Source organism: Streptomyces sp. NPDC059477 (assembly GCF_042749375.1).
Lineage (GTDB): Bacteria > Actinomycetota > Actinomycetes > Streptomycetales > Streptomycetaceae > Streptomyces.
In genome coordinates, this window is sequence record NZ_JBHYUG010000009.1 from 20903 (window position 1) to 46114 (window position 25212).

The following is a 25212-nucleotide window of genomic DNA, read 5'->3' on the forward strand; positions in this document are numbered from 1 at the left end:
GAAGCCGTTCCGCCGTCGTTCCGCCGTCTCAAGGGAGCAAGGCCATGAGCACTGTCATCGAGCAGCCCGTGGAGGCCCGCCTCGTCGCCGCCGCGCCCCGCATGCCGCAGATCCCCGCCACGCTGCACTACGACCCCCGGGACCCGTTCGCCGTCCGGATGACCTTCCCGGCGCAGGCCACCCTGGAGGGCGTCGAGGTGTGCTGGACCTTCGCGCGCGACCTGCTCGCGGCGGGATTGCAGGGCCCGGCGGGCGACGGCGACGTCCGCGCCCGGCCCTACGGGTACGACCGCACGGTGCTGGAGTTCCACGCCCCTGAGGGCACCGCCGTGATCCATGTGCACTCGGCGGAGGTGCGCCGCTTCCTGGAGGCGACGAGCGCTCTCGTGCCGCAGGGGCTGGAGCATCTCCAGTTCGACCTGGACCGTGATCTCGCCGAACTGATGGGCGACGCCCGTTGACACCCCTCCTCTCGTCTCGTACGGTGTAAAAGTCCTGTTGCCGCCGATTGGAGAAGGACGTTGCTCGTCTGAGGTCCTGAGACACCTCGTCACACATCATTCGTGTGCGTTGCGTGCGACCTCGGCATTCGAGCCGTCCCAGCGGAGCAGGGCTTTCTCATGAGCCCCTGACCTTCCAGGAATCGTCCAGGCACGGTCCGAGACTTTCCCAGGATTCCTCCAGGACTATCTTCGGCTCCTCCCCCGGTCGCCGCTCCCGGTGTCTCGATACGCGTTGCTGCCCCCTGTCACACCAAGCAACCGCGAGGCCCGTATGTCTACTTCGCTCACCTTCACCTCCCTGTCCTACGCCTGGCCCGACGGCACCACCGTCTTCGAGGGCCTGGACGCCTCCTTCGGCTCGGGTCGCACCGGGCTGGTCGGCGTCAACGGATCGGGAAAATCAACCCTGCTGAAACTCGCCGCGGGAGAACTCCACCCGTCCGACGGCACCATCCGTCTCGCCGGCGAGGTCGGCCATCTCCCGCAGAACGTCACCCTGGACACCGCGCTGCGGGTCGACCGCGCGCTCGGTATCGCCGAACGGCGGGCCGCGCTGCACGCCATCGAGTCCGGCGATGTGTCCGAGGCGCACTTCGAGACCGTCGGCGACGACTGGGACGTCGAGGAACGCGCCCTGGCCACGCTCGGTGAACTCGGTCTCGGGCACATCGAGTTGGACCGCACCATCGGTGAGGTCTCCGGCGGCGAGTCCGTCCTGCTCAGACTGGCCGCGCTGCTCCTTCGGCGGCCGGACGTGCTGCTGCTGGACGAACCGACCAACAACCTCGACGTGTACGCCCGTAAACGGCTGTACACGGCCGTGGAGACCTGGCCGGGCGTGCTCATCGTGGTCAGCCACGACCGGGAACTCCTGGACCGGGTCGACCAGATCGCCGATCTGCGCTCCGGCGAGATCACCTGGTACGGCGGGAACTACTCCGCCTACGAGGAGGCGCTCGCCGCCGAGCAGGAGGCGGCCGAACGGATGGTCCGGGTCGCCGAGGCCGATATGCGCAAGCAGAAGCGCGAACTGGCCGAGGCACACATCAAACTGGCCCGCCGCAAGAGGTATGGCCAGAAGATGTTCGAGGAGAAACGTGCGCCGAAGATCCTGATGGGGACGAGCAAGCGCGCGGCGCAGGTGTCCGCGGGCAAGCTCCGCATCCTGCACGAGGAGAGGCTCGCGGGCGCCAGGGAGCGGCTGGACGAGGCGGCGGAGGCGGTACGGGACGACGACGAGATCCGCGTCGACCTGCCGTACACCGCGGTCCCGGCCGGGCGCACGGTACTCACCCTGCGGGACCTGGAGCTGTGCTACGGCGCCCGCGTCGACGGCGGTTTCGATCTGCACGGTCCGGAACGGATCGCGCTGATCGGCCGCAACGGCGCGGGCAAGACCACGCTGCTGCGCACCATCGCCGGGGAGTTGGCGGCGGTGTCGGGCACGGCCACGGCCCATGTGCCGCTGCGGTTCCTGCCACAGCGTCTGGACGTGCTCGACGGCTCGCTGACGGTCGCCGAGAACGTGGCCCGGTTCGCGCCGGGCGCCACCCACCAGCAGATCCGGGCACGGCTCGCGCGCTTCCTGTTCCGGGGACAGCGCGCGAACCAGCGCGCGGAGACACTGTCCGGCGGCGAGCGCTTCCGGGCGACACTGGCGGCGCTGATGCTGGCCGAGCCGGCCCCGCAACTGCTGATGCTGGACGAGCCGACGAACAACCTGGACATCGCGAGCGTGCGGCAGCTCACCACCGCGTTGGAGGGATATGAAGGGGCCCTGATCGTGGCCAGCCATGATCTGCCGTTCCTGGAGTCGATCGGCATCACGCGCTGGCTGCTGCTGGATGGAGAGCTCTCGGAAATCACGCCAGAAGCTGTCGGGTTTGACGCCTAGCGTCGCTCCCATGCGCGAGCACAGCGATTTGAGCGGTAGTTGCAGGGATTCCAGCGGTATCGGCGATATCGGCGGGTACATCACGCTCACCGGAGCCCGGGAGAACAACCTCAAGGACGTCACCCTCCGGATCCCGAAAGGCCGGCTGACCGTGTTCACCGGCGTCTCGGGGTCCGGGAAGTCGTCCGTCGTCTTCGACACCATCGCGGTGGAGTCGCAGCGTCAGCTGAACGAGACGTTCACCTGGTTCGTCCGCAACCGGCTGCCCAAGTACGAGCGGCCCCACGCGGACGCGCTGGCGGACCTCACCCCCGCGATCGTGGTCGACCAGCGGCCGATCGGCGGGCACTCCCGCTCGACGGTCGGCACGATGACGGACATCTACTCGGTGCTGCGGGTGCTGTTCTCCCGGCACGGCGTCCCGAGCGCCGGGGCGGCGACGGCGTACTCGTTCAACGACCCGGCGGGCATGTGCCCGCGCTGCGACGGTCTGGGCCGCACGGTCCAGCCCGACTGGGAGCGCGTCCTGGACCCCGCCCTGTCCCTCGCGGACGGGGCGGTGCGCTTCCCGCCGTTCACCGCCGGCACCTGGCAGGGGCAGACGTACGTCAACACCGAGGAGCTGGATCCGGGCAAGCCGGTCGGTGAGTTCACGGCCGCCGAGCGGGAGTTCCTGATGCGCGGGCGGTCCGGCAGCAAGGTCACCATCAGCGGCTCGGGCGGCACCTGGATCACCGACTACGAGGGCCTCGCCGACCGGTTCGAACGGCTGTACCTCAAGCGGGATCTGTCGGGGCTCAGCCAGAAGACCCGCGATCTGGTCGGCGGGTTCCTGGCGGAGGGGGTCTGCCCCGAGTGCCGGGGCGCGCGGCTGAACGCGGCGGCGCTCGCGTCCCGGATCGGCGGCCGGTCGATCGCCGACTGCGCGGCCATGCAGGTCACCGATCTGATCGAGGTGCTGAGGCAGATCGGCGACCCGCTGGCCCGGCCGATCGCCGCGGCGGCCGTCGCGGCGCTGGAGCGGATCGACACCATCGGCCTCGGCTATCTCAGCCTGGACCGGGAGACCTCGACGGTGTCCGGCGGCGAGGGGCAGCGGCTGAAGACCGTACGGCACCTGGGTTCCAGCCTCACCGGCATGACGTACATCTTCGACGAGCCCAGTGTCGGGCTGCACCCGCGCGATGTGCACCGGCTCGGGGAGCTGCTGCTGCGGCTGCGCGACAAGGGGAACACCGTGCTGGTGGTGGAGCACGATCCGGACGTCATCGGGCTCGCCGACCATGTGGTGGACATGGGGCCGGGCGCCGGGGCCGACGGCGGCACAGTGGTGTTCGAGGGCACCCCACGCGCGCTGGCCGCCGCTGACACGCCGACCGGGCGGTACCTGGGACGGCGTACGGCCCTCAAGGAGCGGGTGCGCGAGGCCGTCGGCGGGAGGTGGGTGAAGGGGGCCGGCCGGCACAATCTGCGGGACGTGACGGTGGAGTTCCCGACCGGGGTGCTCACCGCGGTGACCGGGGTCGCCGGGTCGGGCAAGAGCACGCTGGTCGCGCAGTTCACCGAGGCGCATCCGGACACGGTGGTCATCGACCAGTCGGCGATCGGCATCTCGGGGCGCTCGACCCCGGCGACGTATCTCGGGGTGCTGGATCCCGTGCGGCGGCTGTTCGCGCGGGAGACGGGGGCCGATGTGGGGCTGTTCAGCTTCAACTCGGCCGGTGCCTGCCCGGCCTGCGAGGGGCGCGGGATCATCTACAACGACCTCGCCTTCATGGACCCGGTCACCACCACCTGCCCCGACTGCGAGGGACGGCGGTTCAAGGCGGAGGTACTGGCGCTGACCGTGGGCGGGCACTCCATCGCGGACGTGCTGGAGATGACCGCCGGGCAGGCCCTGGGATTCCTGACGGACCCGGGCGTACGCAGACGGCTCCAGGCGCTCCAGGACGTCGGCCTGCCCTATCTCACCCTCGGGCAGCCGATGTCCACGCTGTCCGGCGGTGAGCGGCAGCGGATCAAGCTGGCGACCCGGCTGCGCGGGGAGCCGGAGACCGCGACGCCCCGCGGGCGACGCGACACGCCCGGCGCGATTACGGGCACGGGCACGGTGTACGTGCTTGATGAGCCGACGACCGGGCTGCACATGTCGGACGTGGACCGGCTGCTGGCGCTGCTCGACCGGATCGTGGACGGCGGCGACACGGTCGTGGTGGTCGAGCACAACCTGGACGTGGTGGCGCACGCGGACTGGATCATCGATCTGGGGCCGGACGGCGGGCGCGCCGGCGGGCAGGTGATGTTCGAGGGGACCCCGCGTCAACTGCTCACCGCGCGGGACTCGTTCACCGCCGACCATCTGCGGCGGGCCACCGCCTGAGATCCGGGGGGTTTCGTCCGCGCGGGCGGCACTGCATCATGGCCCACCGGGGCCGCCCGCCCGCACCGCCGCCGTCACCGACCCGGAGTGATCCCTCGTGCCCAGCAAGAAGGCGCTCGTCCGCCGCCCCGGCCCCCGCCTGGCCGAGGGTCTCGTCACCCACATCGAGCGCACCGGCATCGACACCGGCCTCGCGGCGGAGCAGTGGGACGCCTATGTGGCGGCGCTGCGCGCGCACGGCTGGGAGACCGCCGAGGTCGCCCCGGCCGACGACTGCCCCGACGCGGTGTTCGTGGAGGACGCCATGGTCGTGTACCGGAACGTCGCCCTGATCGCCCGGCCCGGCGCCGAGTCCCGGCGCGGGGAGACGCTGGGCGTCGAGGAGGCGGCGGCCGGGCTCGGCTGCTCGGTGAACTGGGTCTGGGAGCCGGGCACCCTGGAGGGCGGCGACGTACTGAAGATCGGCGACACGCTGTACGTCGGCCGGGGCGGGCGCACCAACGCGGCCGGCGTCCAGCAGCTGCGGGCCACTTTCGAGCCACTGGGCGCCCGGGTGGTGACGGTGCCGGTGAGCAAGGTGCTGCATCTGAAGTCGGCGGTCACCGCGCTGCCCGACGGGACGGTGATCGGGCATCTCCCGCTGCTGGACACGCCGTCGCTGTTCGGGCGTTTCCTGCCGGTGCCGGAGGAATCCGGGGCGCATGTGGTGCTGCTCGGCGGCGACACGCTGCTGATGGCCGCAAGTGCGCCGAAAACGGCCGAGCTGTTCCAGGATCTGGGGTACGCGCCCGTACTCGTCGACATCAGCGAGTTCGAGAAACTCGAAGGGTGTGTGACGTGCCTCTCGGTGCGGCTGCGTGATCTGTACGCCTGACGGGTGATTCGATCACTCCAACGGCCCTGGGACCTGCACTCCCGGGCGTGTCGTCGACCGCCCTGCACGGGCGGCTGACCTCCCTTGTGCAGGGCGTGAGCTGGGGTCTTTACCGCGGACTTAACCTACGGTTTCGTAACCTACGGATACGTAGCCTACGATTCCGTAGGTTCCGGCCCGCTCGCCGGTCACGCCCCCCTGTACGACGTCCCCCTGGAGTTCCCGTGACGATCACCACCCCTCCGCAGCTCGGCAGCCCCTCCGTCTGGACCGACGCCCGGCTGCTGTACGCCCTGGAGGAAGTGGTCGAGAAGGAACTCAACCGGCATCTGAAGGTCGCCAAGGACTGGATGCCGCACGAGTACGTGCCGTGGAGCGACGCCCGTAACTTCCCCGGCTTCTTCGAGGACGGCGAGTCCTGGGACAAGGAGCAGTCCAAGGTCACCGAGATCGGCCGGATAGCCCTGGTGGTCAATCTCCTCACCGAGGACAACCTGCCCAGCTACCACCACGAGATCGCCTCGCTCTTCGGCCGGGACGGCGCCTGGGGCACCTGGGTGCACCGCTGGACGGCGGAGGAGGGGCGGCACGGCATCGTGATGCGGGACTATCTGCTGGCCTCGCGCGCGGTGGACCCGGACAAGCTGGAGCAGTTCCGGATGTCGCACATGAGCGAGGGCTTCGAGTCGGACAACCGGCACTCGATGCTGCACTCGGTCGCCTATGTCGCCTTCCAGGAGCTGGCGACCCGTATCTCGCACCGCAACACCGGCCACCAGTCCGGGGACCCGATCTGTGACCGGATGCTCGCCCGTATCGCGACGGACGAGAACCTGCACATGGTCTTCTACCGCAATCTCCTCGGCGCGGCCTTCGAGATCGCCCCCGACATGACCATGCAGGCTGTGCGGGACGTCGTGGTCGACTTCCGGATGCCGGGCCACGGCATCCCGGGCTTCGAGCGGGCCGCCGCGCAGATGGCGATCGGCGAGGTCTACAACCTGCGGATCCACCACGACGACGTGCTTCAGCCGGTGCTGCGGTTCCTGAAGGTCCTGGAGATCGACGGTCTCGGCCCCGAGGGGCTCAAGGCGCAGGAGGAGCTGGGCCTGTACATGGGCGGGCTCAACGAGGAGGCGTCGAAGTTCGACGAGAAGCTGGCGGCCAGGAAGGCGCGGATGGCGGCGCGCGCGGCGGGCTGATCCGACGGTCCGGCTGAGGCGACGGCCAGGCTGACATGACGGTCCGGCTGTCACGACGGCGGGGCTGACACGACGGCTGGGCCGACACGACGGCTCGCGGGCGGCGTCGAGGGGTTTCCCCTCGGCGCCGCCTTCGTCGTTCGCCGGGCCTTCGGGGCACCTTCGCGGGCACCTTCGCGGGTGCGTCCCGTGGGGCTCAGTGGGAGGTGCGGCGCAGGTGCAGCCGTTCCTTCTCGGAGAGGCCGCCCCAGACGCCGAAGCGCTCGTCGTTCGCCAGGGCGTAGTCCAGACAGGCGCGGCGCATGTCGCACATGCCGCAGATGCGCTTGGCCTCGCGCACCGAACTGCCCGGCTCGGGGAAGAAGAAGTCCGACCCGGTCTGCGCGCACAGGGCCTGGTCCTGCCAGGCGGCAGCGGCCGGGGTGAGGGAATCGAGGTGCATGGCGAGGATCGTGCCGGGCCCCGCAAAACGTTCGCTCAACGCGGGATCAACGGCAGGGCCGAGTCGTCGTTGGCGCCAGGGGCGGCCGGTCGGTGTGTGTGCCGGGGCCGGTGTGATGGTGCGACGCCGGGACGGCCCGGGGCACGGCGGCGCGCGGTGTGGGCTGGAGGGCGGGGACTGGGGGCTGGGGCGGCTGGGAGGGCTGGGGGCTGGGCGGGCACTCCGGCAGCGATTGTCAGTGGGCGGTGCAAGACTCGGCAGTGGACAAGCACAGGCAGTGAACAGGCAGTGGCCTCCGGGAAGGTGATCATGCTCAGCACCCATTTCGTCACCGGCGCACCGAACTGGATCGATCTCGGTACCGCCGACATCGACCGGGCCACCACCTTCTACCAGGCACTTTTCGGCTGGCAGTTCCAGTCCGCCGGGCCCGGGGCCGGTGGGTACGGGTTCTTCCGGCTGGACGGCAGGACGGTCGCGGGCGTCATGCCGACCGACCCCGGGCAGGGCCCGTCGGCCTGGACGGTCTACTTCCAGAGCCCGGACGCGGACGCCACGGCCGAGAAGGTCCAGAAGATGCGCGGCAAGGTGCTGACGGAACCGCTGGACGTGATGGGCCAGGGCCGGACGGCGATTCTCACGGACCGCTCGGGCGTGCCGTACGGCATCTGGCAGCCGGGGCGGGTGAAGGGCGTCGACGTGGTCGGTGAGCACGGCTCGCTGGTCTGGCTGGAGCTGCACACGCGGGACATCGCGGCGGCTGCGGGCTACTACAACGCGGTGCTCGGCTGGGAGACCTCCTCGGTCCTCTACCCCGGCGGCTCCTACACCTGCGTCAACCCGGCCGGGCAGGGTGAGGACTCGATGTTCGGCGGACTGGTCCCGCTGGACGAGGACCCGGCGGAGGCGGGCGGCGAGCCGTACTGGCTGCCGTACTTCTCGACGGCCGACCCGGATGTCGTGTGCGCCCGCGCCACCGAGCTGGGCGGCACGGTCCAGGTGGAGCCGGTGGATGTGCCGGACGTGGGCCGGATCGCCAGGCTGGCCGACCCGTTCGGCGCGAGATTCGCGCTGCTGCGACCGCTGCCGCGGCAAGGGGGCTGAGTCGCCGGGCCGGCTCGGCGGGTCATCTCGCCGGGGCCGGTGTCCCGCTCTGTGGGTGCCGTGGGGTGCCGTGTTCGCCGACTGGCCGTCGGCCTCGTCGGCGATAGCATTCTGCCCCAACTCATCCATAAATCGGGAGACAAAGCGTGACCGCGAATGGATCTTCCTTAGGCGAGGGCGGATCGGCCGGTGCGGGAAACCCGGGTCCGGGCCCCACGGGAGCCCCTCCGGGAGATGACGGATCCGGGTGGACCAGCCTGCACAAGCTGACCGCTCTCGGTGTGGTCGCCACGCTCTTCGGCGGCCTGGCCACGCTCATCGCTCCCCTGCTCGTGACCCAGGACGACGGCAAACCCCCGGCACCCGCGGCGGCGACATCCACCGGCCCGCCGGGCGGCTCAGGTCCCCCACCTGACGGGCCCGCTCAGGACGAGCAGCGGACGGCGTACCGGGAGGTGTACGCCGAGCGCCTCCTCACACTGCGCACCCCTCGGTCGAGTGAATGCCGGAACTCGTTCGTCGACTTCGACGAAGGCTCGGTGGGGTCCGATCGCAGCCGCGTGTCCCTGCCGGAGGAGTCGGATCTGTCGCTCAACACCTGCGCGTCGTTCGGCCTCGGACTCCAGGCACCCGCCGCCGGTACGTCGGACATTCCCGTGCCCTCCGCGGAGGAGTGCCTTGAGGTCGCCAGGCAGGGCGGGATCCAGACCGTCGATGGCTACGACCTGCTCAAGGACGAGAATCCGATCAGACGTGGCACGGTGCTGTGCGTGGAGACCGTCGAGGGAACGGTCGTTCGAGCCGTCGCCGAGGAAGTGACCTGGGTCCACCTCAAGCGCGTCTATGTCGAATGGGGTGTCGACTACACCTTCAGGACAACGGCCTGGAAACGGTAGGACCAAGCACGCTGGTGCTCTACGCCGACGCGCGCGGCACCAGCGTGGTCGGCAGGATCACGCCCGTGGGCAGTTCGGCGCCCGGGTCGCCGCGCAGTCGTTCCAGGAGGCGGCGGGCCATCAGCCGGCCCATGCCCTCGATGTCCTGACGGACCGTCGTCAGCGGGGGGTCGGTCTGCTCGGCGATCGGCAGCATGTCGTCGAAGCCGATCACGGCGATCTCCTCCGGCACTCGTACGCCCCGCTCCCGCAGCACGCGGAGGGCGCCCACGGCCGTGAGGTCGTTCGCCGCGAACACCGCGTCCAGGTCCGGCCGCCGGGCGAGCAGTTCCCGCATCGCCCGCTCACCGCCCGCGGGGGTGAAGTCGCCCGGCGCGACCAGGGCCGGATCGGCGTCCGGCAGGACATCGCGGTAGCCGTCGAGCCGGTCCACCGCCGAGGTCTGGTCGGGAGCGCCGGTGATGTGCGCGACACGGGTCCGGCCGAGCGCGAGCAGGTGCCGTACGGCCTCGCGCGCGCCACCCCGGTTGTCGCTGTCGACGTACACCGTCGGCTCGGTGCCCCGCTCGCCGTCGCCCCAGCCGGGACGGCCGCCGAAGACGGCGGGGACCTTGGCGCCCCGGATCAGCGCGGGCAGCGGGTCGTCCAGGTGCAGGGAGAAGACGAGGGCGCCGTCGACATGGCCGCCCGCGAGATAGCGGCCCACCCGGGCGTGGTCGTCGCGGCCCTCGGTGAGCAGCAGCACGAGTTGGTTGTCGTGGGCGGTCAGTTCCTTGCTGATGCCGCGCAGTTGGAGGGCGAAGAAGGGGTCGGCGAAGATCCGGCTCTCCGGTTCGGCGACGACCACGGCGATCGCGTCGTGGCGCCGGGTCACCAGGCTGCGGGCGGCCCGGTTGGGGACGTAGCCGAGTTCCTCGACGGCCCGGCGCACCCGGTCCACGAGCGGCGCCCGTACCCCGTCGCCGCCGTTGACGACCCGTGAGGCGGTGGCCCTCGACACCCCTGCCCGCGCGGCCACTTCCTCCAGTGTGGGACGCGGCACTGCCTCGCTCACCCGGCACCCCTCATCGACGGCTGCCGGTCAGGATAGCCAGCGGTCGGGAGGGCGGTGAGAGCGCTCTCGCCCGCGGCTGGGCTGTGCGCGGGCGGACGGCCGACCCCTGGGGTTGCCCACCCCACACCCCACCCCCTCACCCCAGGAGATCCACCTCCACCCCCACCCCCTCCCGCGCCGCCCGCTCGTACGCGGGCCAGGCCAGTGCGAGGTCCTGCCAGGGCAGGCCCACCGGGGTGTACACCGTCCGTTCTGTGGGCTCGGTGCGGCCCGGGTGCTCGCCGCGCAGTACCTCGCCCAGGGTCGCGGCGGCTGCCTCCGCCGGGAGGCCCGCCGTCGCCAGCGCCCCGGTTTCGGCGGCCAGTCGGCGGTCGTCGACGATGAGCAGGGCGTGCGAGAGAAGGTCGGCGGACAGTTCCCGCTTGCCCGGTTCGTCGGCGCCGAGGCTGGTGAGGTGGCGGCCGGGCGGCGTGTCCGCGAGGCCCAGGAGGGGTTCTCGTGACCAGGTCGCCAGCAGGACGATGTCCGACGCCGCCATGACCTCCCGTACGGAGGCCGCCGCCCGTCCGTCGTGCCGCTCGGCGAACGACCGTGCCCGCGCCGGGTCCAGGTCGTGCACGGCGAGTTGGGTCCGCGGACGCAGTGCCGCCAGTCCGCGGACCATCACCTCGGCCTGGGCGCCCGCCCCGATCACGCCCACCGCCGTGCCCACCCCGGCCAGGGCATGGGTGCCGACGGCGGCGGCGAGGCCGGTCCGCCAGGCCGTCAGGGTGGCGGAGTCCAGCAGGGCGAGCAGCTCGCCGTCCCGTCCGCCGTGCAGACAGACCACGCCGCGCAGGGCCGGACGCGCGCCCGGGAACTTGGCGTTGACCTTGACGGTGTAGGCGTCGATGCCCGGCAGCAGGCCGGGGATGAGGGCGGTCGCCGTGCCGGGGAACGGGAGGTCGGTCCGCACCCGCCGCCCCGTCGTCGCGGCGGGCGCGCGGACGAACCCCTCCCGCAGGGCGGCCACGCACTCCGCCGGGTCCAGCACGGCTTCCAGATCACTTCGGGTGAGCAGTCGGGTCACCCGCACATGATCCCCGGTGCGCGGGAGCGGGCCGGCGGCGCCCGGCAGGGCTCAGTGGGCGTGCCCCGACCCGGTCCCGGCCCCCGCGCTCAGTGCGCGTGCCCGGCCCCAGCCCCGGACCCCGCTCCGTCCGACCCGCTCTCCTTTTCCGCCGGAGCACCCGACTTCTCGGCCGGAGCACCCGACTTCTCCGCCGTGTCGCCCGGTCCCGTCGACCCCCCTTGCGCCGCCGCCCCGTGCCCCGCATGCGGGTCGTACCCCGGGATCGTGCCGTCCGTCTTCTTGACCAGGAACAGGCCGACCATCCCCATGTCGGAGTGGCTCTGTACATGGCAGTGGTACATCCACGCGCCCGCCCCCACCCCCTCCCCCGCGATCACCTGGAAGCCGAAGGAGTCGGCGGGGCCCACGATCTTGTTGTCGATGACCTGGCTGGGGTCGTCGGGGCCGGTGAGCAGGCCGGTGCGGTTGTCGGCCCAGCGATGACCGTGCATATGGAACGTGTGGTAGTACTCGCCGTGCGTGATCATCACGAACTCCACCCGGTCGCCGACGGTGGCCTCGAAGTCCGGGCCGCTGTGCGCGGGGCGGTTGTTGATGGACATGTTGTTGAAGACGACGGTGTGGGTGCGGTCCGGCAGGATGTCGCCCTTTCTCCGCACGATCACCGGTCCGTACAGGCCGTTGCGGATGCCGCCGGTGCCGTGCACGGTGCCGACCACATGGTCGTGGTAGTGCCAGTAGCCCGCGCTGCCCGCCCGCCAGGTGCCGTCCTTGCGGCGGCCGGGGACATGGGTGCGCCAGGTGTAGGTGCGGGTGTCGCCCGGCTCGACATGACTGTTGTTCATCATGGTGCCGTCGCTGGTGATCTCGTAGTTCAGGCCGTGGACGTGCAGGCTCACCGGCACGTCCATGGTGTTCTCGAACTCGATGTGCAGGGTGTCGCCCTCGGTCAGCTCGATCAGCGGGCCCGGGACGCTGGCCTTGCCCTTCTCGAAGCCGTAGCCCATCTTTCCGCCGTCCAGCCGCTCGGCGTAGAGCTTGATCCGCCGGGTCTCCCCGCCGGCCGGGGCGGTGCGGGCCGGGGTCGCGGTGGCGCTCACGGCTTCGGGTCCCAGGGACAACGAAGTCGCGACCGCCGCACCGCCCAGCACGATCCGCCGGTTGAATGCACGTCTGTCCATGCCGAACTCCCTACGTCGGTACGGGATTCGGAGTCGAGACGCTAGCCGGAGCCGCAGAGTTTATCCACACTCAGGACAAAGTTTGTTTCTTCACGGTCATACCTATTGGCGAACCGGGAAAAGACGTCTAGCTTTCCTAGGCGCTGGCTGTGAACCGACGAGGGGTGGAAGACCACATGCGGTCCACCACGCACCAAAGACCCTTTTCCGCACCAGGGTCGGGCGCTGCGCGACACACCGGGAAACGCACCGGGCGACGGGTCCTGACGGCCGCACTGGCCGCCGGATTCGTCACCGCGGGGCTGCTCTCCGGCCCGTCCGCCACCGCGCGCCCGGCCCCCGATCCATCACTGGCAACGATGTCCATCAAGTCGCCCCCGGGCGGCGCGAACGTACGGGTGCTGGCCTTCTACGGGTCCGCCGCGGGCGGCGAGGAGTCGCCCGTGGTGAACGCCGGGATCGAGGCCATCGAGACCATCGGGCTCACCGGGCCCACGAACCAGCGGTTCAGCACGGAGGCCACCGACGACGCCTCCGTCTTCACCAACGCGACCAAGCTGGGCCGCTACAACGCGATCGTGTTCCTCACCGGCGGCGGGGACATCCTCGACCCGGAGCAGGAGGCGGGCCTGGAGGCGTACATGGAGGCCGGGGGCGGTTTCCTCGGCGTCCATGACGCGGCCAGGGCCGAGCCGTACTCGGACTGGTTCACCGGGCTGATCGGCGCCCGGCCCGCCGCGTCGAGCCCGGCGAACGTGCAGCGCGCCACGGTCGAGATCGGCGACCGGCAGCACCCGGCCACCAAGAATCTGCCGCTGACCTGGAAGCGGCCCGACGTCTGGACGAACTGGGTGAAGAACCCGTCCGGCCAGGTGCACACGGTCGCCCGGGTGCGCGAGTCGACGTACAAGCCGGGCGCGAGCGCGAACGGCTGGGACCACCCGGTCAGCTGGTGCCGCGACTACGACGGCGGGCGCTCCTTCTACACCGGCATGGGCGGTACGGCGTCGGCGTACGACGAGACCGACTTCCGCGGTCATCTGCGCGGCGCGCTGCTGTGGACGACCCGGCTGGTACGGGCCGACTGCTCGGCGACCATCACCGCCAACTACAAGGCGGAACGGCTCACCAAGCCGAATCAGCCGGGCCAGAACGACCAGATCGGCGAGCCGCACGGGCTGGTCACCGCACCTGACGGCCGGGTGTTCTACATCGGCCGGGGCGGCGCCGACTCCTCGCAGCCGGTGGTCACCGACTGGAACGACCCGAACATCGGCAAGGGCAAGGGCGAGATCCACGTCTACGACCCGAAGACCGGGCAGGTCACCCTGGCCGGCGCGCTGACCGTGTTCGGCAACAAGGGCGGCGGCGACGAGCTGCGCAAGGTCGAGGAGGGGCTGCTCGGCATCGAGCTGGACCCGAGGTTCGCGGACAACGGGTGGGTGTATCTGCACTACACCCCGCACGATCAGATCAACCGGGACACCCGGATGGCCGATCGGCGGGTCTCCCGGTTCACCCTCGACCAGGCCACCAACAAGCTGGACCTGAGCAGCGAGAAGGTGCTGCTGGAGTGGCCGGTGCAGATCCACAGCTGCTGTCACGCGGGCGGCGGGATGACCTGGGACTCAGAGGGCAACCTGTACATCGCGACCGGTGACAACAACTCCAGTGGCTTCAGCGGCGGTTACTCGGGCAACAACCCGCAGCCGAACTACAAGGGCGTCTCCTTCGCCGACGCGCGCCGCACGGCGGGCAACACCAACAACCTCAACGGCAAGATCCTGCGCATCCACCCGGAACCCGACGGGACCTACACCCTGCCGAAGGGGAACCTCTTCACCGGCAAGGAACCCGACGAGGGCGGCGGCAAGACCCGCGGCGAGATCTATGTGATGGGCGTGCGCAACCCGGCGCGCATCTACGTGGACCAGCAGACCGACATCCTGTACGCGGGGTGGGTCGGCCCGGACGCCGGGTCGCCGTCGCCGACCTGGGGGCCGGCGAAGTACGACACGTTCGCCGCGATCACCGAGGCGGGCAACCGGGGCTGGCCGTACTGCATGGGCAACAACCAGCCCTACCGGGACCGCAATCTGCCCGATCCCGCCCAGCCGCTGGACTGGTACGACTGCGACGCGCCGAAGAACGAGTCGCCGAACAACGACGGTCTGGTCAACATCCCGCCGGTCACCAAGAACAACATCTGGTACTCCCCGCAGGGCGGCGCCCCCGACTTCCCGCGTGACGCGAACGGTGTGCCCTCCTACAAGCAGGAGGAGGCGACGTACGCGCTGCCGTGGCTGAAGGGCGGCGGTCAGGCCGCGATGAACGGGCCCGTCTACCGCTACGACACCGCCTCGGCGAGTGCGGTGAAGTGGCCGTCGTACTGGGACGGCAAGTGGTTCGTGGGTGACTTCTACGACTCCGACCAGCCGCGCAACGCCGTGGTGATGGACCCGAAGACGGTCGGCGCGGGCGGCATCCCCGTGCACTCGGAGTCGCTGAAGAAGATCGTGCCGGTCGGCAACGACGGCATCAGGAACCTCATGGACTGGAGGTTCGGTCCGGACGGCGCGCTGTACGTGCTCGACTACGGCCGGGGGTTCTTCACCTCGGACGCGAGGTCGGCGCTGTGGCGGGTCACCTACCAGGGCGCCGGGCCGACCCCGGCCGCGAACCAGCTCGCCAAGGGGGCCAAGTGAGACGGCCGATACGAAGAGTGCGCCGGGGCAGACTGCTCACGGCACTGCTGGCCGCCGTGATGGTGATGCTCGGGCTCCAGTCGGCTCCGGCGCTCGGGCAGCAGCCGGACGCGCCCGCCGCACCGGCCGCACCGGCCGCCGGGCAGACGCTGACCTGGACTGCGGGCGACCCCATCGACCGCTATCTGTCGGTGCCGACGACGGCGGTGGCGGGTCCGGCGACGATCGTCTTCGAGAACAGCAGGGCGACCGGCAACACCACCGGGATGCCGCACACACTGACGTTCGTGACGAGCGACCCGGAGTTCAACAGCGATGTCCAGCTGAACATCCTGGCCAACCCGTCCGACGCCCAGGGCGGCAGGCACACCGCGACGGTGAACCTCACCCCGGGGCGCTACTTCTACCACTGCACGATCCCCGGCCACGGCCAGATGCAGGGCATCCTGGTGGTGACCGAGGGCACCGGTGAGGACACCACCGCACCCGAGGCCACGGCCCGGGTCACCGGGACGCAGAACACCCAGGGCGAGTACGTCGGTGCCGCGACCGTGGCGATCGACGCGACGGACGAGACGGGCGGCTCGGGCGTCGACCGCATCGAGTACGCGATCGGCGACGCGGGCGCCTGGCAGCCCTACACCGCCCCGGTGGTGGTCGATCAGGTCGGCGCGCACCAGGTCCGCTACCGGGCCACCGACAAGGCCGGCAATGTGTCGGCGGAGAAGACGGCCCGGTTCACGGTGGTGGCCCCGCAGACGGACGACACCACCGCGCCGGAGACCTCGGCGACCGTCACGGGTGAGCGCAACCCGGACGGGACGTACATCGACATGGCGACGGTGACGGTGTCCGCGTCGGACACCGGATCCGGGGTCAACACCATCGAGTACGCCATCGGGGCCGACGGCGCCTGGCAGCCGTACACCGCCCCGGTGATGGTCCACCAGGTGGGCGACCACACCGTGCGCTACCGGGCGACCGACAAGGCGGGCAATGTGGCCGCCGAGAAGAATGTGCGGTTCACGGTGGTCGCCGCGCCGCCGGAGGACACCACGGCACCGGTCACGGGTGTCGCGGTGGACGGCGCGCGCAACTCGGACGGGGCGTACATCGGCAACGCCAAGGTGACGGTGACGGCGACCGACGAGGGCGGCTCCGGCGTCGACCGGATCGAGTACTCGCTGGACGGCGGCCCCTACCTGGCGTACTCCGGCGCGGTGGTGGTCGACCGGGCGGGGGCGCATTCGCTGGCCTACCGGGCGACGGACAAGGCGGGCAACACGGCGGCGGCACGTACGGTGCACTTCACCGTGGTGTCGAGCGGTCCGCCCGCGCCGAACTGCGCGGAGTACGACGAGCGGCTGACGGTCATCGTCGGCACGGTCGACTCGGGCGTGCCGAACCGGCTGACCGAGAGCCGGTGCCGGATCAATGAGCTGATCGAGGACGAGAAGCGGTGGACGTCCCACGCGCTGTTCCTCAAGCACGTCAAGACGGTCCTGGACAAGCTCCGCAAGGACGGGGTGATCGACAGGCGGGAGTACAACGCGATCACCAGGGCCGCGAAGCAGTCCGGCATCGGCACACCCGGCCAGACGACGGGGTACGTCCCGGTCTTCGACGGCACGGCGGGCTCCTTCGCCAAGTGGCAGCACGTGGGCGGCGGTTCGTTCGGGCTGAACGCGGACGGGTCGATGACCAGCGGCACCACCAAGGGCGGCCTGGGCATGCTGTGGTTCCCGCAGCGCAAGTACGGCGACTTCTCGCTGCGCTTCCAGTGGCGCGACGACGCGCCGGGCACCGGGAACGCCAACTCGGGTGTCTTCGTGCGCTTCCCGAGCGTCCTGAACCACCCGGAGGAGACCCGTCCGGAGTGGGTCGCCATCAAGTACGGGCATGAGGTGCAGGTGTTCGACCGTCCCACCGGCGACATGTACAAGACGGGGTCGATCTACGGCTTCGACCGCGTGGGCCTGGCCGGGGCGGGCGTGACCCAGAAGGGCACCTGGAACGACTACGAGATCCGGGTGGTCGACCAGCACTACTCGATCTACCGCAACGGTGTGCTGATCAACGAGTTCGAGAACAGCGGCGGGCAGGAGTTCACGCCGCCGCGCGGGGACGACCCGGGCACCGACGGCCGGCGGTTCGCCTCCGGTTACATCGGGCTCCAGGTGCACGGCACCACGGATGTGGTCTCGTACCGGGACATCCGGATCAAGGACCTGTAAGGAGGGGCGACCTCAGGAAGGGCGGAGCGCCCGTGACCGGACACCGGTCGCGGGCGCTTCGCGCTGCGGTCAGGGGCGCCAGAGTTCCAGGGCCCACTGGTCGGGGGCGATCTGGTAGCAGTTGAAGTAGGACGCGCCGGCGTTCATGACCGCCCAGTTGCCGGCGTAGAAACAGGCGCCCTGGCTGGAGTACGTGCCCCAGGGGACCCACTGGGTGGGGCCTGCCTCCGTGGCGGTGACGGTGGCCTCGGTGGTGGTGGCCGCCTGGGCCGCCGGAGCGGCGAGGAGTCCGGCGGTGGCGACGGCGCCGACCACGGCCGCGCTCGCGAGCATCTTGCGCAGGGACATGACGTTGAGCCCTCCCTTTCGTCGAGGTCATCCGGGTTCGCCCGGGATGACAGGGGAAAGATTGGTCCAGACCTCCTGTCCACCACAACAGGAAGTGTGTCATTCCCTGACATATTGGCCGATAGCTGGATCACCTGGCCGGAAATCGATGCCCGTGAACACGGAAAACCGGCGAATCGATTCAGCAGACTCGTTCGAGTGACCGAAGGAGAAGTGAACGCATACATCAGGGCAGGCTCGACGCGAACATCCACCGCTCCCTTGGAGGAAGCCCATGTCCCGTCTCGCCGCCACCGCCCTCGGCGCCGTCGCCCTGCTCGGCATGCTGGCCACGCCGGCCGTCGCGATCCCGGACCCGGTGGCCACCGTCGACTGCGCGGTCCAGGAGGTCACCGGCCTGGTGTCGCTGGGCGCCCTCGCCGTGCCCACCGCGGTGCCGGGCACGGGCTGTCTGGCGCTGGCTCCCTGAAACACGACGGGGGGACCGGGTCCGTTCGAGGCTCCGAGCCGAACGGGTCCGGTCCCCGGCGTCACTCCTTCCTGGCCCGGCTCGGCTGCACCCGCTTCGGCTCACCCGGCATCTTCGGGTACTCGGGCGGGTACGGCAGATCGCCGAGGCCATGGTCACGTTCGTCCTGCGCGGCCAGGTCGAGCAGCGCCTCCAGCGAATAGCGGTGGTCGTCCATGTCGGAGTGCACATCACCGGCCTCCGCGAACCGCACCGGCATCGTCGCCAGGTCGAAGTCACGCGGGTGGACGGCACCGACCTCCACCTCCGCCCAGCGCAGGGGCGCCGAGACCGGGGCGTGCGGGCGGGGACGTACGGAGTAGGCGGAGGCGATCGTGCGGTCACGGGCCGTCTGGTTGTAGTCCACGAAGATCCGTTCGCCGCGCTCCTCCTTCCACCACTTGATGGTGACCCGGTCCGGCATCCGGCGCTCCAGCTCACGGCCCACGGCGATGGCGGCGCGGCGGACCTGGGTGAAGGTCCAGCGCGGTTCGATGGGCACGAAGACATGCAGACCGCGCCCGCCGGACGTCTTCGGGAAACCGCGCAGCCCGCCGAACTCGTCCAGGACCGCGCGCAGTTCATGGGCGGCGCGCACCGCGTCGTCGAAGTCGGTGCCGGGCTGCGGGTCCAGGTCGATCCGGAGTTCGTCGGGATGGTCGACGTCCGCCCGCCGCACCGGCCAGGGGTGGAAGGTCAGGGTGCCGAACTGCGCGGCCCACACCACGGCCGCCTCCTCCGTGGGGCACATCTCGTCGGCGCTGCGTCCGCTGGGGAAGGTGATGTGGGCGGTGGGGATCCAGTCGGGCATGTTCTTGGGCGCCCGCTTCTGGAAGAAGGACTCGCCGGTCACCCCCTCGGGGTAGCGCTCCAGGGTGGTGGGACGGTCACGCAGGGCGCGCAGGATGCCGGGGCCGACGGCGATGTAGTACCGGGCGAGGTCCAGCTTGGTGAAACCGCGCTCCGGGAAGAACACCTTGCCCGGACTGGACAGCCGTACGCTCCGCCCGGCCACCTCCAGCTGCACCGCTTCGCCCATGCGAGACACGGTAGGCGGGTCATCCCCACCCCGCATATCGGGCAGAACGCCCACGCGGGGCGGAGAATCTCTGGCATGGACCTCCCGGTGATGCCGCCCGTGAAGCCGATGCTCGCCAAGTCCGTGGCGAAGATCCCGCCGGGCATGCAGTACGAGGCCAAGTGGGACGGGTTCCGGGCGATCGTGTTCCGCGACGGGGCCGAGGTCGAGCTGGGCAGCCGCACCGGCAAGCCGCTGACCAGGTATTTCCCCGAGCTGGTGGCGGCGCTGCGCGAACGGGTGCCGAGCCGGTGCGTGCTGGACGGGGAGATCGTGATCGCCCGCGAGGGACGGCTGGACTTCGACGCGCTGACCGAGCGGATCCACCCGGCGGACTCCCGGGTACGGCAGCTCGCCGAGCGCACTCCGGCCTGGTTCGTGGCGTTCGACCTGCTCGCCCTGGACGACGAGTCGGTCCTGGACGTGGCCCTCGCGGATCGGCGGACGCTGCTGGCCAGGGCCCTGGCCGGGGTCACCCCGCCGGTGCATCTGGCCCCGGCGACGACGGACGCGGAGCGGGCCGGGCGGTGGTTCGAGCAGTACGAGGGGGCCGGGCTGGACGGGGTGATCGCCAAGCCGCTGACCCTGCCGTACCTCCAGAACGAGCGCGCGATGTTCAAGATCAAGCATGAGCGCACGGCGGATGTGGTCGTGGCGGGCTACCGCTTCCACAAGAGCGGGCCGGTGGTCGGCTCGCTGCTGCTGGGGCTGTACGACGACCGGGGCACCCTTCAGCATGTCGGGGTGTCCGCCGCGTTCGCCATGAAGCGGCGCGAGGAGCTGATCGGGGAGCTGGAGCCGCTGCGGATGGCGGACGCCGCCGGGCATCCGTGGGCGGCCTGGACCGAGGAGTCCGCGCACGAGGGGGCGCGGCTGCCGGGGGCGCCGAGCCGCTGGTCGGGCAAGAAGGATCTGTCCTGGGTGCCGCTGCGGCCGGAGCGGGTGGCGGAGGTGGCGTACGACCACATGGAGAACGGGGCGCGCTTTCGGCATACGGCCCGCTTTCGCCGGTGGCGGGCGGATCGGACGCCGCGGAGCTGTACGTATGCGCAGTTGGAGGAGCCGGTGGGGTACGACCTGGCGGAGGTTTTCGGGAGGGGCGAGTGAGGGGTGGGTGGCGGCTTCGTCGGGAGGTGCGGGCCGGTGGGGGCTGGTCGCGCAGTTCCCCGCGCCCCTGACGGGGCACGCCGACGTCCCCCGGCTGCCGGGCTCCTGCTCCGATCGGCCCACCTCCGCCACCCGGCCGGCGGTGAATTCGCGATGCCGTCACGGAACAGTGGACAGTGTGTGGGTATGACCATCTAACAGCCGATAAGCGCTAATAACCGATCAGCGCATCATCGGACGCACGAGTGGGTGGGTGGCGACGTTGGGCAGGGCAGTGGCAGGGGCGGACAGGGCGCGGACGCGGCGGGTCACCAGGACGGCGGCGCTGCTGGTCACGGCGGTGTCGGTCGCGGTGACGGCGAGTTGCACGGTGGGTGGCGACCGTGACCGGCGCGACGACAGCCGGGCGAAGGAGACCCCGCCCGCCCCGACGCGGAGCGCCCCGGCAAAGACCGGCCCGGTCCTTGCCGTGAAGATCGACAATGTGCCGCAGGCCCGTCCGCAGACCGGTCTGAACGCGGCGGACGTCGTGTACGCCGAGCAGGTCGAGGGCGGTCTGAGCAGGCTGATGGCGGTGTACGCGACGCGGCTGCCGGACCGCGTGGGGCCGGTGCGCAGTGCCCGGGAGAGCGATCTGGAGCTGTTGCGCCAGTTCGACGAGCCGGTGCTGGCCTTCTCCGGGGCGCAGAGCAGGCTGCTGCCGCTGATCGACGCGGCCCCGGTGCAGGCGGAACCGCCCGGCACCGCGTCCGACGCCTACACCCGGGCCGCCGACCGTCCCTCCCCGCACAATCTCTACGCCCGCCCCGGCCGGCTGCTGTCCGCCGCCCCCGGCGCCGACGCGCTGACCACGGGCTTCCGCTTCGGTCCGGCCCCGGCCGGCGGCACGGCGGTGAACTCGCGGACCGTGCGCTATCCGACCGCCGAGTTCACCTTCACCTGGTCGCCGCAGCGGCACCGCTGGCTGGTCGCCATGGACGGCACGGAGGCGGTCACCACCGACGCGGGTGCCCTGGCCCCGGCGACGGTCGTCGTCCAGCAGGTGACCGTGCGCCCGTCCGACTTCCATGACTCGCTCGGCAATTACACGCCGTACACCGAGACGGTGGGCTCGGGCACGGCGGAGGTGCTGCGGGACGGCAAGGCGTACGACGCCAAGTGGCAGCGTGCGGATGGCGCCGACGGCACCCGGTTCACGACGGACGACGGCAAGCCGCTGAACTTCGCGGACGGGCAGGTGTGGGTGGTGTACGCCCAGCGGTGAGGTGTCCGATCCCCCGTCCCGGCGGGTCAGGGCCGGCCGACCAGGGGCTCCGCCGGATTGCGGAGCCCCTCCGCCGCGTCCGCGACCCGGCTGATCAGGTCGAGGAACAGGGTCCGTTCGTCGGCGGTCAGCGGGGCGAGGAGGACCTGGTTCATCCGGGCGGTGCGCAGGGCGAGCCGACGGTGGGTGCGTGTGCCGTCCTCGGTCGGGCGCAGCAGGAAGCGGCGGCCGTCCTGCGGGTCGCGCACCTTGTCCAGCAGTCCGCGCCGGTCGAGGCGGCTGATCACCTCGGCGACGGTCGACCGGTCGAGCCCCACCCGCTCCCCCACGGTCCGCTGGTCCAGGCCGGGCTCGGCGACGAGCGCGTTCAGGACGGCGAACTGCGGTGAGGTGATCTCCTCGGAGACCATCGTGTTCCACAGCAGGTAGTGCGCCTGCTGGAGCCGCCGGGCGAGGTGCCCGGGGTGGGTGGTGATGTCCACCGCGGCCATGTGCGCTCCCTGGTCCGAATTCGTTGGTGCACTGAGCAATTCGTTGGCGCACTGAACGATACCTGGGTGGCGAGTGCCTGTTTGCGACCTGGAGCCGCGACCGGGAGCCGGGAGTCTGCCCGGAATATTCCCGCTCTTGACGGTTGAGCCGTCCCGGTGGCAGCGTGAGGGCAAGCTCGTGGAGATAATCAGTGCCCTGACTAATTGAGAACTCTTCAAGAGGTCGGGACGCCTGGCAGAGATGGGGCTTCGGGGATGGACAAGGTGGTCGCCTCGGCCGCGGCGGCGGTGGCCGATGTGCCGGAGGGCGCGTCGCTGGCGGTCGGCGGGTTCGGGCTGAGCGGGGTGCCGAACGTGCTGATCCAGGCGTTGTACGAGCGCGGGACCGGCGGGCTTTCGGTGGTGTCGAACAACTGCGGCGCGATGGAGTCCGGGCTCGCGGTGCTGCTGGCGGCCGGGCGGATCGCCCGGGTCACCGGCTCCTACATCGGCGCGAACAAGGAGTTCGCCCGGCAGTATCTGGCCGGTGAGCTGGAGGTCGAGATGATCCCCCAGGGCACCCTCGCGGAGCGGCTGCGCGCGGGCGGCGCGGGGATTCCCGCGTTCTACACACCGGCCGGGGTCGGGACGCAGGTCGCCGAGGGCGGGCTGCCCTGGCGCTACGACGGCTCCGGCGGGGTCGCGCTGGCCTCGCCGCCGAAGGAGGTCCGGGAGTTCGACGGCGCCGAGTATGTGCTGGAGCGTGGCATCCGGACCGATTTCGCGCTGGTCCGGGCGGCCCGGGGCGACCGGCACGGGAACCTCGTCTTCAACAGGTCGACCCGGAACTTCAACCCGCTGGCCGCGATGGCCGGGAAGATCACGATCGCCGAGGTCGAGGAGCTGGTCGAGCCCGGCGAGATCGACCCGGACGCGGTACATCTGCCGGGGATCTTCGTGCGGCGGGTGCTGGCGCTGACACCCGAGCAGGCGGCGGACAAGAAGATCGAGCAGCGGACGGTGAGCAGCTGATGGCCTGGACCCGGCAGGAGATGGCCGCGCGGGCGGCGCGCGAGCTGACCGACGGTCAGTACGTGAATCTGGGGATCGGGCTGCCGACGCTGATCCCGAACTATCTGCCCGAGGGTGTGGAGGTGATCCTGGAGTCGGAGAACGGCATCCTGGGCACCGGGCCGTACCCCACCGAGGACCAGGTCGACCCGGATCTGATCAACGCGGGCAAGGAGACCGTCACGGTCCTGCCGGGCGCGTCCTTCTTCGACTCGGCGCTGTCCTTCTCGATGATCCGGGGCGGGCACATCGATGTCGCCGTGCTGGGCGCGATGCAGGTCTCGGCGGGCGGGGACCTGGCGAACTGGGCCATCCCCGGGAAGATGATCACCGGGATCGGCGGGGCGATGGACCTGGTGCACGGCGCCCGGACGGTGATCGTGGTGATGACCCACACCGCGAAGGACGGCTCCCCGAAGATCCTGGAGCAGTGCGCGCTGCCGCTCACGGGCAAAGCGTGTGTGAACCGGGTCATCACCGATCTCGGCGTGCTCGACATCACCGACGACGGGCTTGTCCTCACCGAGACCGCGCCCGGCGTCACCGCCGACGAGATCGTCACCAAGACGGCCGCCAAGGTGCGGATCGCCGAGCAGCTGACCGCCGGGGAGGCACAGTCATGAGGGACGTCTACATCGTCGACGCCGTCCGCACACCCATCGGCCGCTACAACGGCGCCCTCGCCCCCGTCCGCCCCGACGACCTCGCCGCCCACGCCATCCGCGCGCTCCTCGACCGCACCCCGGAGCTGGACCCGTCCCGTATCGAGGACGTCTACTTCGGCAACGCCAATGGCGCCGGTGAGGAGAACCGCAACGTCGGCCGCATGGCCGCCCTGCTCGCCGGGCTGCCCACCAGCGTCCCCGGCGTCACCGTCAACCGGCTGTGCGCCTCCGGCCTCGAAGCCGTCATCCAGGCCGCCCGTGCCATCGCCGCCGGGGATGCCTCCATCGCCCTCGCGGGCGGCGTCGAGTCGATGACCCGGGCCCCGTACGTGCTGCCCAAGTCGGACCGGCCCTTCCCGGCCGGGCACGCCGAGCTGTACTCGACCACCCTCGGCTGGCGCATGGTCAATCCCAGGATGGATCCGCAGTGGACCGTCCCCCTCGGCGAGTCGGCCGAACTGATCGCCGACAAGCACAAGATCACGCGCGAGCAGCAGGACGAGTTCGCCCTGGCCAGCCATCGCAAGGCCGCCGCCGCGCAGGGAGCGGGGCTGTTCGATGCCGAGCTGGCGCCCGTGGGCATCCCGCGGCGCAAGGGTGAGCCGGTGGTGTTCGCCGCCGACGAGTCCGTACGCGCCGATGCCTCCCTCGCCGCCATGGCCGGGCTGAAGCCGTCCTTCCGCGCGGAGGGCGGCACGGTCACCGCGGGCAACGCCTCCCCACTGAACGACGGGGCCGCGGCGCTGCTGCTGGTGGACGAGGAAGGCCTGCGGGCCACCGGCCGTGAGCCGCTGGCCCGGGTGTCGGCGACCGGCGTGTCCGCCATCGAGCCGCACTACTTCGGGCTGGCCCCCGTCCAGGCCGTGCACCGCGCGCTCGGCAAGGCGGGCCGGACGTTCGACGACCTGTCCGTCCTGGAGCTGAACGAGGCGTTCGCCGCCCAGGTCCTCGGCTGTGTGGCCGAGTGGCCGGAGTTCGACCCGGCGGTCCTCAACCCCCAGGGCGGTGCCATCGCCCTCGGTCACCCGCTCGGCGCGTCCGGCGCACGGCTCGCCGGGACCGTCGCCCACCAGCTCGCCCGGCGCGGCTCGGGCACCGGCGTGGCCACCCTCTGCATAGGCGTCGGCCAGGGCCTGGCCCTGGTCCTCGAACGCTAGGAG

The 25212-nt window shown here is 70.9% G+C and carries 23 protein-coding genes; 15 read left to right on the forward strand and 8 right to left on the reverse strand.

Features of this window, described 5'->3' with window-relative positions:
- The first annotated feature begins 44 nt into the window (after window positions 1-44).
- From ACFXAZ_RS06900 to ACFXAZ_RS06920, 5 genes are all read left to right on the forward strand, one after another.
- Window positions 45-461 carry an SsgA family sporulation/cell division regulator gene (locus ACFXAZ_RS06900; protein ID WP_384586078.1) on the forward strand — a complete coding sequence of 139 codons (417 nt, stop codon included), beginning with the start codon at window positions 45-47 and terminating at the stop codon, window positions 459-461.
- Between the two features lie 313 nt (window positions 462-774).
- Window positions 775-2397 carry an ABC-F family ATP-binding cassette domain-containing protein gene (locus ACFXAZ_RS06905; RefSeq protein WP_384586080.1) on the forward strand — a complete coding sequence of 541 codons (1623 nt, stop codon included), beginning with the start codon at window positions 775-777 and terminating at the stop codon, window positions 2395-2397.
- Between the two features lie 10 nt (window positions 2398-2407).
- Window positions 2408-4777, forward strand: a complete 2370-nt coding sequence (locus ACFXAZ_RS06910; protein ID WP_384586082.1) for an ATP-binding cassette domain-containing protein — start codon at window positions 2408-2410, stop codon at window positions 4775-4777.
- Window positions 4778-4874: 97 nt separating this feature from the next.
- On the forward strand, window positions 4875-5651 hold the full coding sequence (ddaH, locus tag ACFXAZ_RS06915; protein ID WP_384586084.1) for a dimethylargininase: 777 nt from the start codon (window positions 4875-4877) through the stop codon (window positions 5649-5651).
- Between the two features lie 224 nt (window positions 5652-5875).
- Window positions 5876-6853, forward strand: a complete 978-nt coding sequence (locus ACFXAZ_RS06920; protein WP_384586086.1) for an acyl-ACP desaturase — start codon at window positions 5876-5878, stop codon at window positions 6851-6853.
- A gap of 196 nt (window positions 6854-7049) precedes the next feature.
- Here ACFXAZ_RS06920 and ACFXAZ_RS06925 read toward each other — a convergent pair whose 3' ends face one another.
- A complete protein-coding gene (locus ACFXAZ_RS06925) occupies window positions 7050-7295 on the reverse strand; it encodes a WhiB family transcriptional regulator (RefSeq protein ID WP_384586088.1) in 246 nt (81 codons plus the stop codon).
- 309 nt (window positions 7296-7604) lie between these two features.
- On the opposite strand from ACFXAZ_RS06925, the gene ACFXAZ_RS06930 reads away from it, so the two are divergent.
- Window positions 7605-8399: a VOC family protein gene (locus tag ACFXAZ_RS06930; protein ID WP_384586090.1), complete on the forward strand. Its 795-nt coding sequence runs from the start codon at window positions 7605-7607 to the stop codon at window positions 8397-8399.
- A gap of 281 nt (window positions 8400-8680) precedes the next feature.
- A complete protein-coding gene (locus ACFXAZ_RS06935; RefSeq protein WP_384586092.1) occupies window positions 8681-9295 on the forward strand; it encodes a hypothetical protein in 615 nt (204 codons plus the stop codon).
- Window positions 9296-9314: 19 nt separating this feature from the next.
- Here ACFXAZ_RS06935 and ACFXAZ_RS06940 read toward each other — a convergent pair whose 3' ends face one another.
- The 3 genes from ACFXAZ_RS06940 to ACFXAZ_RS06950 all read right to left on the reverse strand — a co-directional run bounded on the left by ACFXAZ_RS06940 (window position 9315) and on the right by ACFXAZ_RS06950 (window position 12602).
- Window positions 9315-10349: a LacI family DNA-binding transcriptional regulator gene (locus tag ACFXAZ_RS06940; RefSeq protein ID WP_384586094.1), complete on the reverse strand. Its 1035-nt coding sequence runs from the start codon at window positions 10347-10349 to the stop codon at window positions 9315-9317.
- 136 nt (window positions 10350-10485) lie between these two features.
- Window positions 10486-11418 carry an ornithine cyclodeaminase family protein gene (locus ACFXAZ_RS06945; protein WP_384586096.1) on the reverse strand — a complete coding sequence of 311 codons (933 nt, stop codon included), beginning with the start codon at window positions 11416-11418 and terminating at the stop codon, window positions 10486-10488.
- Between the two features lie 89 nt (window positions 11419-11507).
- Window positions 11508-12602, reverse strand: a complete 1095-nt coding sequence (locus ACFXAZ_RS06950; RefSeq protein ID WP_384586098.1) for a multicopper oxidase domain-containing protein — start codon at window positions 12600-12602, stop codon at window positions 11508-11510.
- A gap of 275 nt (window positions 12603-12877) precedes the next feature.
- Between ACFXAZ_RS06950 and ACFXAZ_RS06955 the strand changes: the two genes are divergently transcribed.
- Both ACFXAZ_RS06955 and ACFXAZ_RS06960 read left to right on the forward strand, forming a co-directional pair.
- Window positions 12878-15307, forward strand: coding sequence for a ThuA domain-containing protein (locus ACFXAZ_RS06955; RefSeq protein ID WP_384586274.1), 2430 nt, complete (start codon window positions 12878-12880; stop codon window positions 15305-15307).
- A gap of 59 nt (window positions 15308-15366) precedes the next feature.
- Window positions 15367-17541, forward strand: coding sequence for an OmpL47-type beta-barrel domain-containing protein (locus ACFXAZ_RS06960; RefSeq protein ID WP_384586276.1), 2175 nt, complete (start codon window positions 15367-15369; stop codon window positions 17539-17541).
- Between the two features lie 69 nt (window positions 17542-17610).
- Here ACFXAZ_RS06960 and ACFXAZ_RS06965 read toward each other — a convergent pair whose 3' ends face one another.
- A complete protein-coding gene (locus tag ACFXAZ_RS06965; protein WP_384586100.1) occupies window positions 17611-17889 on the reverse strand; it encodes a hypothetical protein in 279 nt (92 codons plus the stop codon).
- A 274-nt stretch (window positions 17890-18163) separates the two neighbouring features.
- Between ACFXAZ_RS06965 and ACFXAZ_RS06970 the strand changes: the two genes are divergently transcribed.
- Complete coding sequence (locus tag ACFXAZ_RS06970; protein ID WP_384586102.1) at window positions 18164-18358, forward strand: hypothetical protein; 195 nt, start codon at window positions 18164-18166, stop codon at window positions 18356-18358.
- A gap of 61 nt (window positions 18359-18419) precedes the next feature.
- Here ACFXAZ_RS06970 and ligD read toward each other — a convergent pair whose 3' ends face one another.
- Window positions 18420-19436 carry a non-homologous end-joining DNA ligase gene (ligD, locus tag ACFXAZ_RS06975; protein ID WP_384586104.1) on the reverse strand — a complete coding sequence of 339 codons (1017 nt, stop codon included), beginning with the start codon at window positions 19434-19436 and terminating at the stop codon, window positions 18420-18422.
- A 75-nt stretch (window positions 19437-19511) separates the two neighbouring features.
- Here ligD and ACFXAZ_RS06980 point away from each other — a divergent pair, with 75 nt between their 5' ends.
- Window positions 19512-20582, forward strand: a complete 1071-nt coding sequence (locus tag ACFXAZ_RS06980; protein ID WP_384586106.1) for an ATP-dependent DNA ligase — start codon at window positions 19512-19514, stop codon at window positions 20580-20582.
- A gap of 222 nt (window positions 20583-20804) precedes the next feature.
- Here ACFXAZ_RS06980 and ACFXAZ_RS06985 read toward each other — a convergent pair whose 3' ends face one another.
- The gene (locus ACFXAZ_RS06985) at window positions 20805-20951 is read right to left on the reverse strand and encodes a hypothetical protein (protein WP_384586294.1); all 147 of its coding nucleotides are present in this window, start codon (window positions 20949-20951) and stop codon (window positions 20805-20807) included.
- Here ACFXAZ_RS06985 and ACFXAZ_RS06990 point away from each other — a divergent pair.
- Entirely contained in the window at window positions 20908-21846 is a 939-nt protein-coding gene (locus ACFXAZ_RS06990) for a DUF3048 domain-containing protein (RefSeq protein ID WP_384586278.1), read from the forward strand. The two genes, ACFXAZ_RS06985 and ACFXAZ_RS06990, sit on opposite strands and share 44 nt — an antisense overlap.
- Before the next feature lie 26 nt (window positions 21847-21872).
- On the opposite strand, the gene ACFXAZ_RS06995 is transcribed toward ACFXAZ_RS06990, so the two are convergent.
- Window positions 21873-22337: a MarR family winged helix-turn-helix transcriptional regulator gene (locus tag ACFXAZ_RS06995; RefSeq protein WP_384586108.1), complete on the reverse strand. Its 465-nt coding sequence runs from the start codon at window positions 22335-22337 to the stop codon at window positions 21873-21875.
- Between the two features lie 255 nt (window positions 22338-22592).
- On the opposite strand from ACFXAZ_RS06995, the gene ACFXAZ_RS07000 reads away from it, so the two are divergent.
- Genes ACFXAZ_RS07000 through ACFXAZ_RS07010 form a run of 3 tightly spaced genes read left to right on the forward strand, consistent with a single transcriptional unit; the run spans window position 22593 to window position 25209 of the window.
- Window positions 22593-23348: a CoA transferase subunit A gene (locus ACFXAZ_RS07000; protein WP_384586110.1), complete on the forward strand. Its 756-nt coding sequence runs from the start codon at window positions 22593-22595 to the stop codon at window positions 23346-23348.
- Window positions 23348-24010, forward strand: a complete 663-nt coding sequence (locus ACFXAZ_RS07005) for a CoA transferase subunit B (RefSeq protein WP_384586112.1) — start codon at window positions 23348-23350, stop codon at window positions 24008-24010. Before ACFXAZ_RS07000 ends, ACFXAZ_RS07005 begins: the two co-directional genes overlap by 1 nt.
- Window positions 24007-25209 carry a thiolase family protein gene (locus tag ACFXAZ_RS07010; RefSeq protein ID WP_384586114.1) on the forward strand — a complete coding sequence of 401 codons (1203 nt, stop codon included), beginning with the start codon at window positions 24007-24009 and terminating at the stop codon, window positions 25207-25209. The genes ACFXAZ_RS07005 and ACFXAZ_RS07010 overlap by 4 nt, the downstream gene beginning before the upstream one ends.
- Window positions 25210-25212 lie beyond the last annotated feature (3 nt).

Bases quoted from the DNA above. Each gene is read 5' to 3' on its own strand.
- ACFXAZ_RS06930 (WP_384586090.1), top strand. From the start codon at position 7,605: ATGCTCAGCACCCATTTCGTCACCGGCGCACCGAACTGGATCGATCTC.
- ACFXAZ_RS06905 (WP_384586080.1), top strand. From the start codon at position 775: ATGTCTACTTCGCTCACCTTCACCTCCCTGTCCTACGCCTGGCCCGAC.
- ACFXAZ_RS06995 (WP_384586108.1), bottom strand. From the start codon at position 22,337: ATGGCCGCGGTGGACATCACCACCCACCCCGGGCACCTCGCCCGGCGG.
- ACFXAZ_RS06960 (WP_384586276.1), top strand. From the start codon at position 15,367: ATGGTGATGCTCGGGCTCCAGTCGGCTCCGGCGCTCGGGCAGCAGCCG.
- ACFXAZ_RS07000 (WP_384586110.1), top strand. From the start codon at position 22,593: ATGGACAAGGTGGTCGCCTCGGCCGCGGCGGCGGTGGCCGATGTGCCG.
- ACFXAZ_RS06965 (WP_384586100.1), bottom strand. From the start codon at position 17,889: ATGTCCCTGCGCAAGATGCTCGCGAGCGCGGCCGTGGTCGGCGCCGTC.
- ACFXAZ_RS07005 (WP_384586112.1), top strand. From the start codon at position 23,348: ATGGCCTGGACCCGGCAGGAGATGGCCGCGCGGGCGGCGCGCGAGCTG.
- ACFXAZ_RS06900 (WP_384586078.1), top strand. From the start codon at position 45: ATGAGCACTGTCATCGAGCAGCCCGTGGAGGCCCGCCTCGTCGCCGCC.
- ACFXAZ_RS06910 (WP_384586082.1), top strand. From the start codon at position 2,408: ATGCGCGAGCACAGCGATTTGAGCGGTAGTTGCAGGGATTCCAGCGGT.
- ACFXAZ_RS06980 (WP_384586106.1), top strand. From the start codon at position 19,512: ATGGACCTCCCGGTGATGCCGCCCGTGAAGCCGATGCTCGCCAAGTCC.
- ACFXAZ_RS07010 (WP_384586114.1), top strand. From the start codon at position 24,007: ATGAGGGACGTCTACATCGTCGACGCCGTCCGCACACCCATCGGCCGC.
- ACFXAZ_RS06925 (WP_384586088.1), bottom strand. From the start codon at position 7,295: ATGCACCTCGATTCCCTCACCCCGGCCGCTGCCGCCTGGCAGGACCAG.
- ACFXAZ_RS06970 (WP_384586102.1), top strand. From the start codon at position 18,164: ATGTCCCGTCTCGCCGCCACCGCCCTCGGCGCCGTCGCCCTGCTCGGC.
- ligD (WP_384586104.1), bottom strand. From the start codon at position 19,436: ATGGGCGAAGCGGTGCAGCTGGAGGTGGCCGGGCGGAGCGTACGGCTG.
- ACFXAZ_RS06950 (WP_384586098.1), bottom strand. From the start codon at position 12,602: ATGGACAGACGTGCATTCAACCGGCGGATCGTGCTGGGCGGTGCGGCG.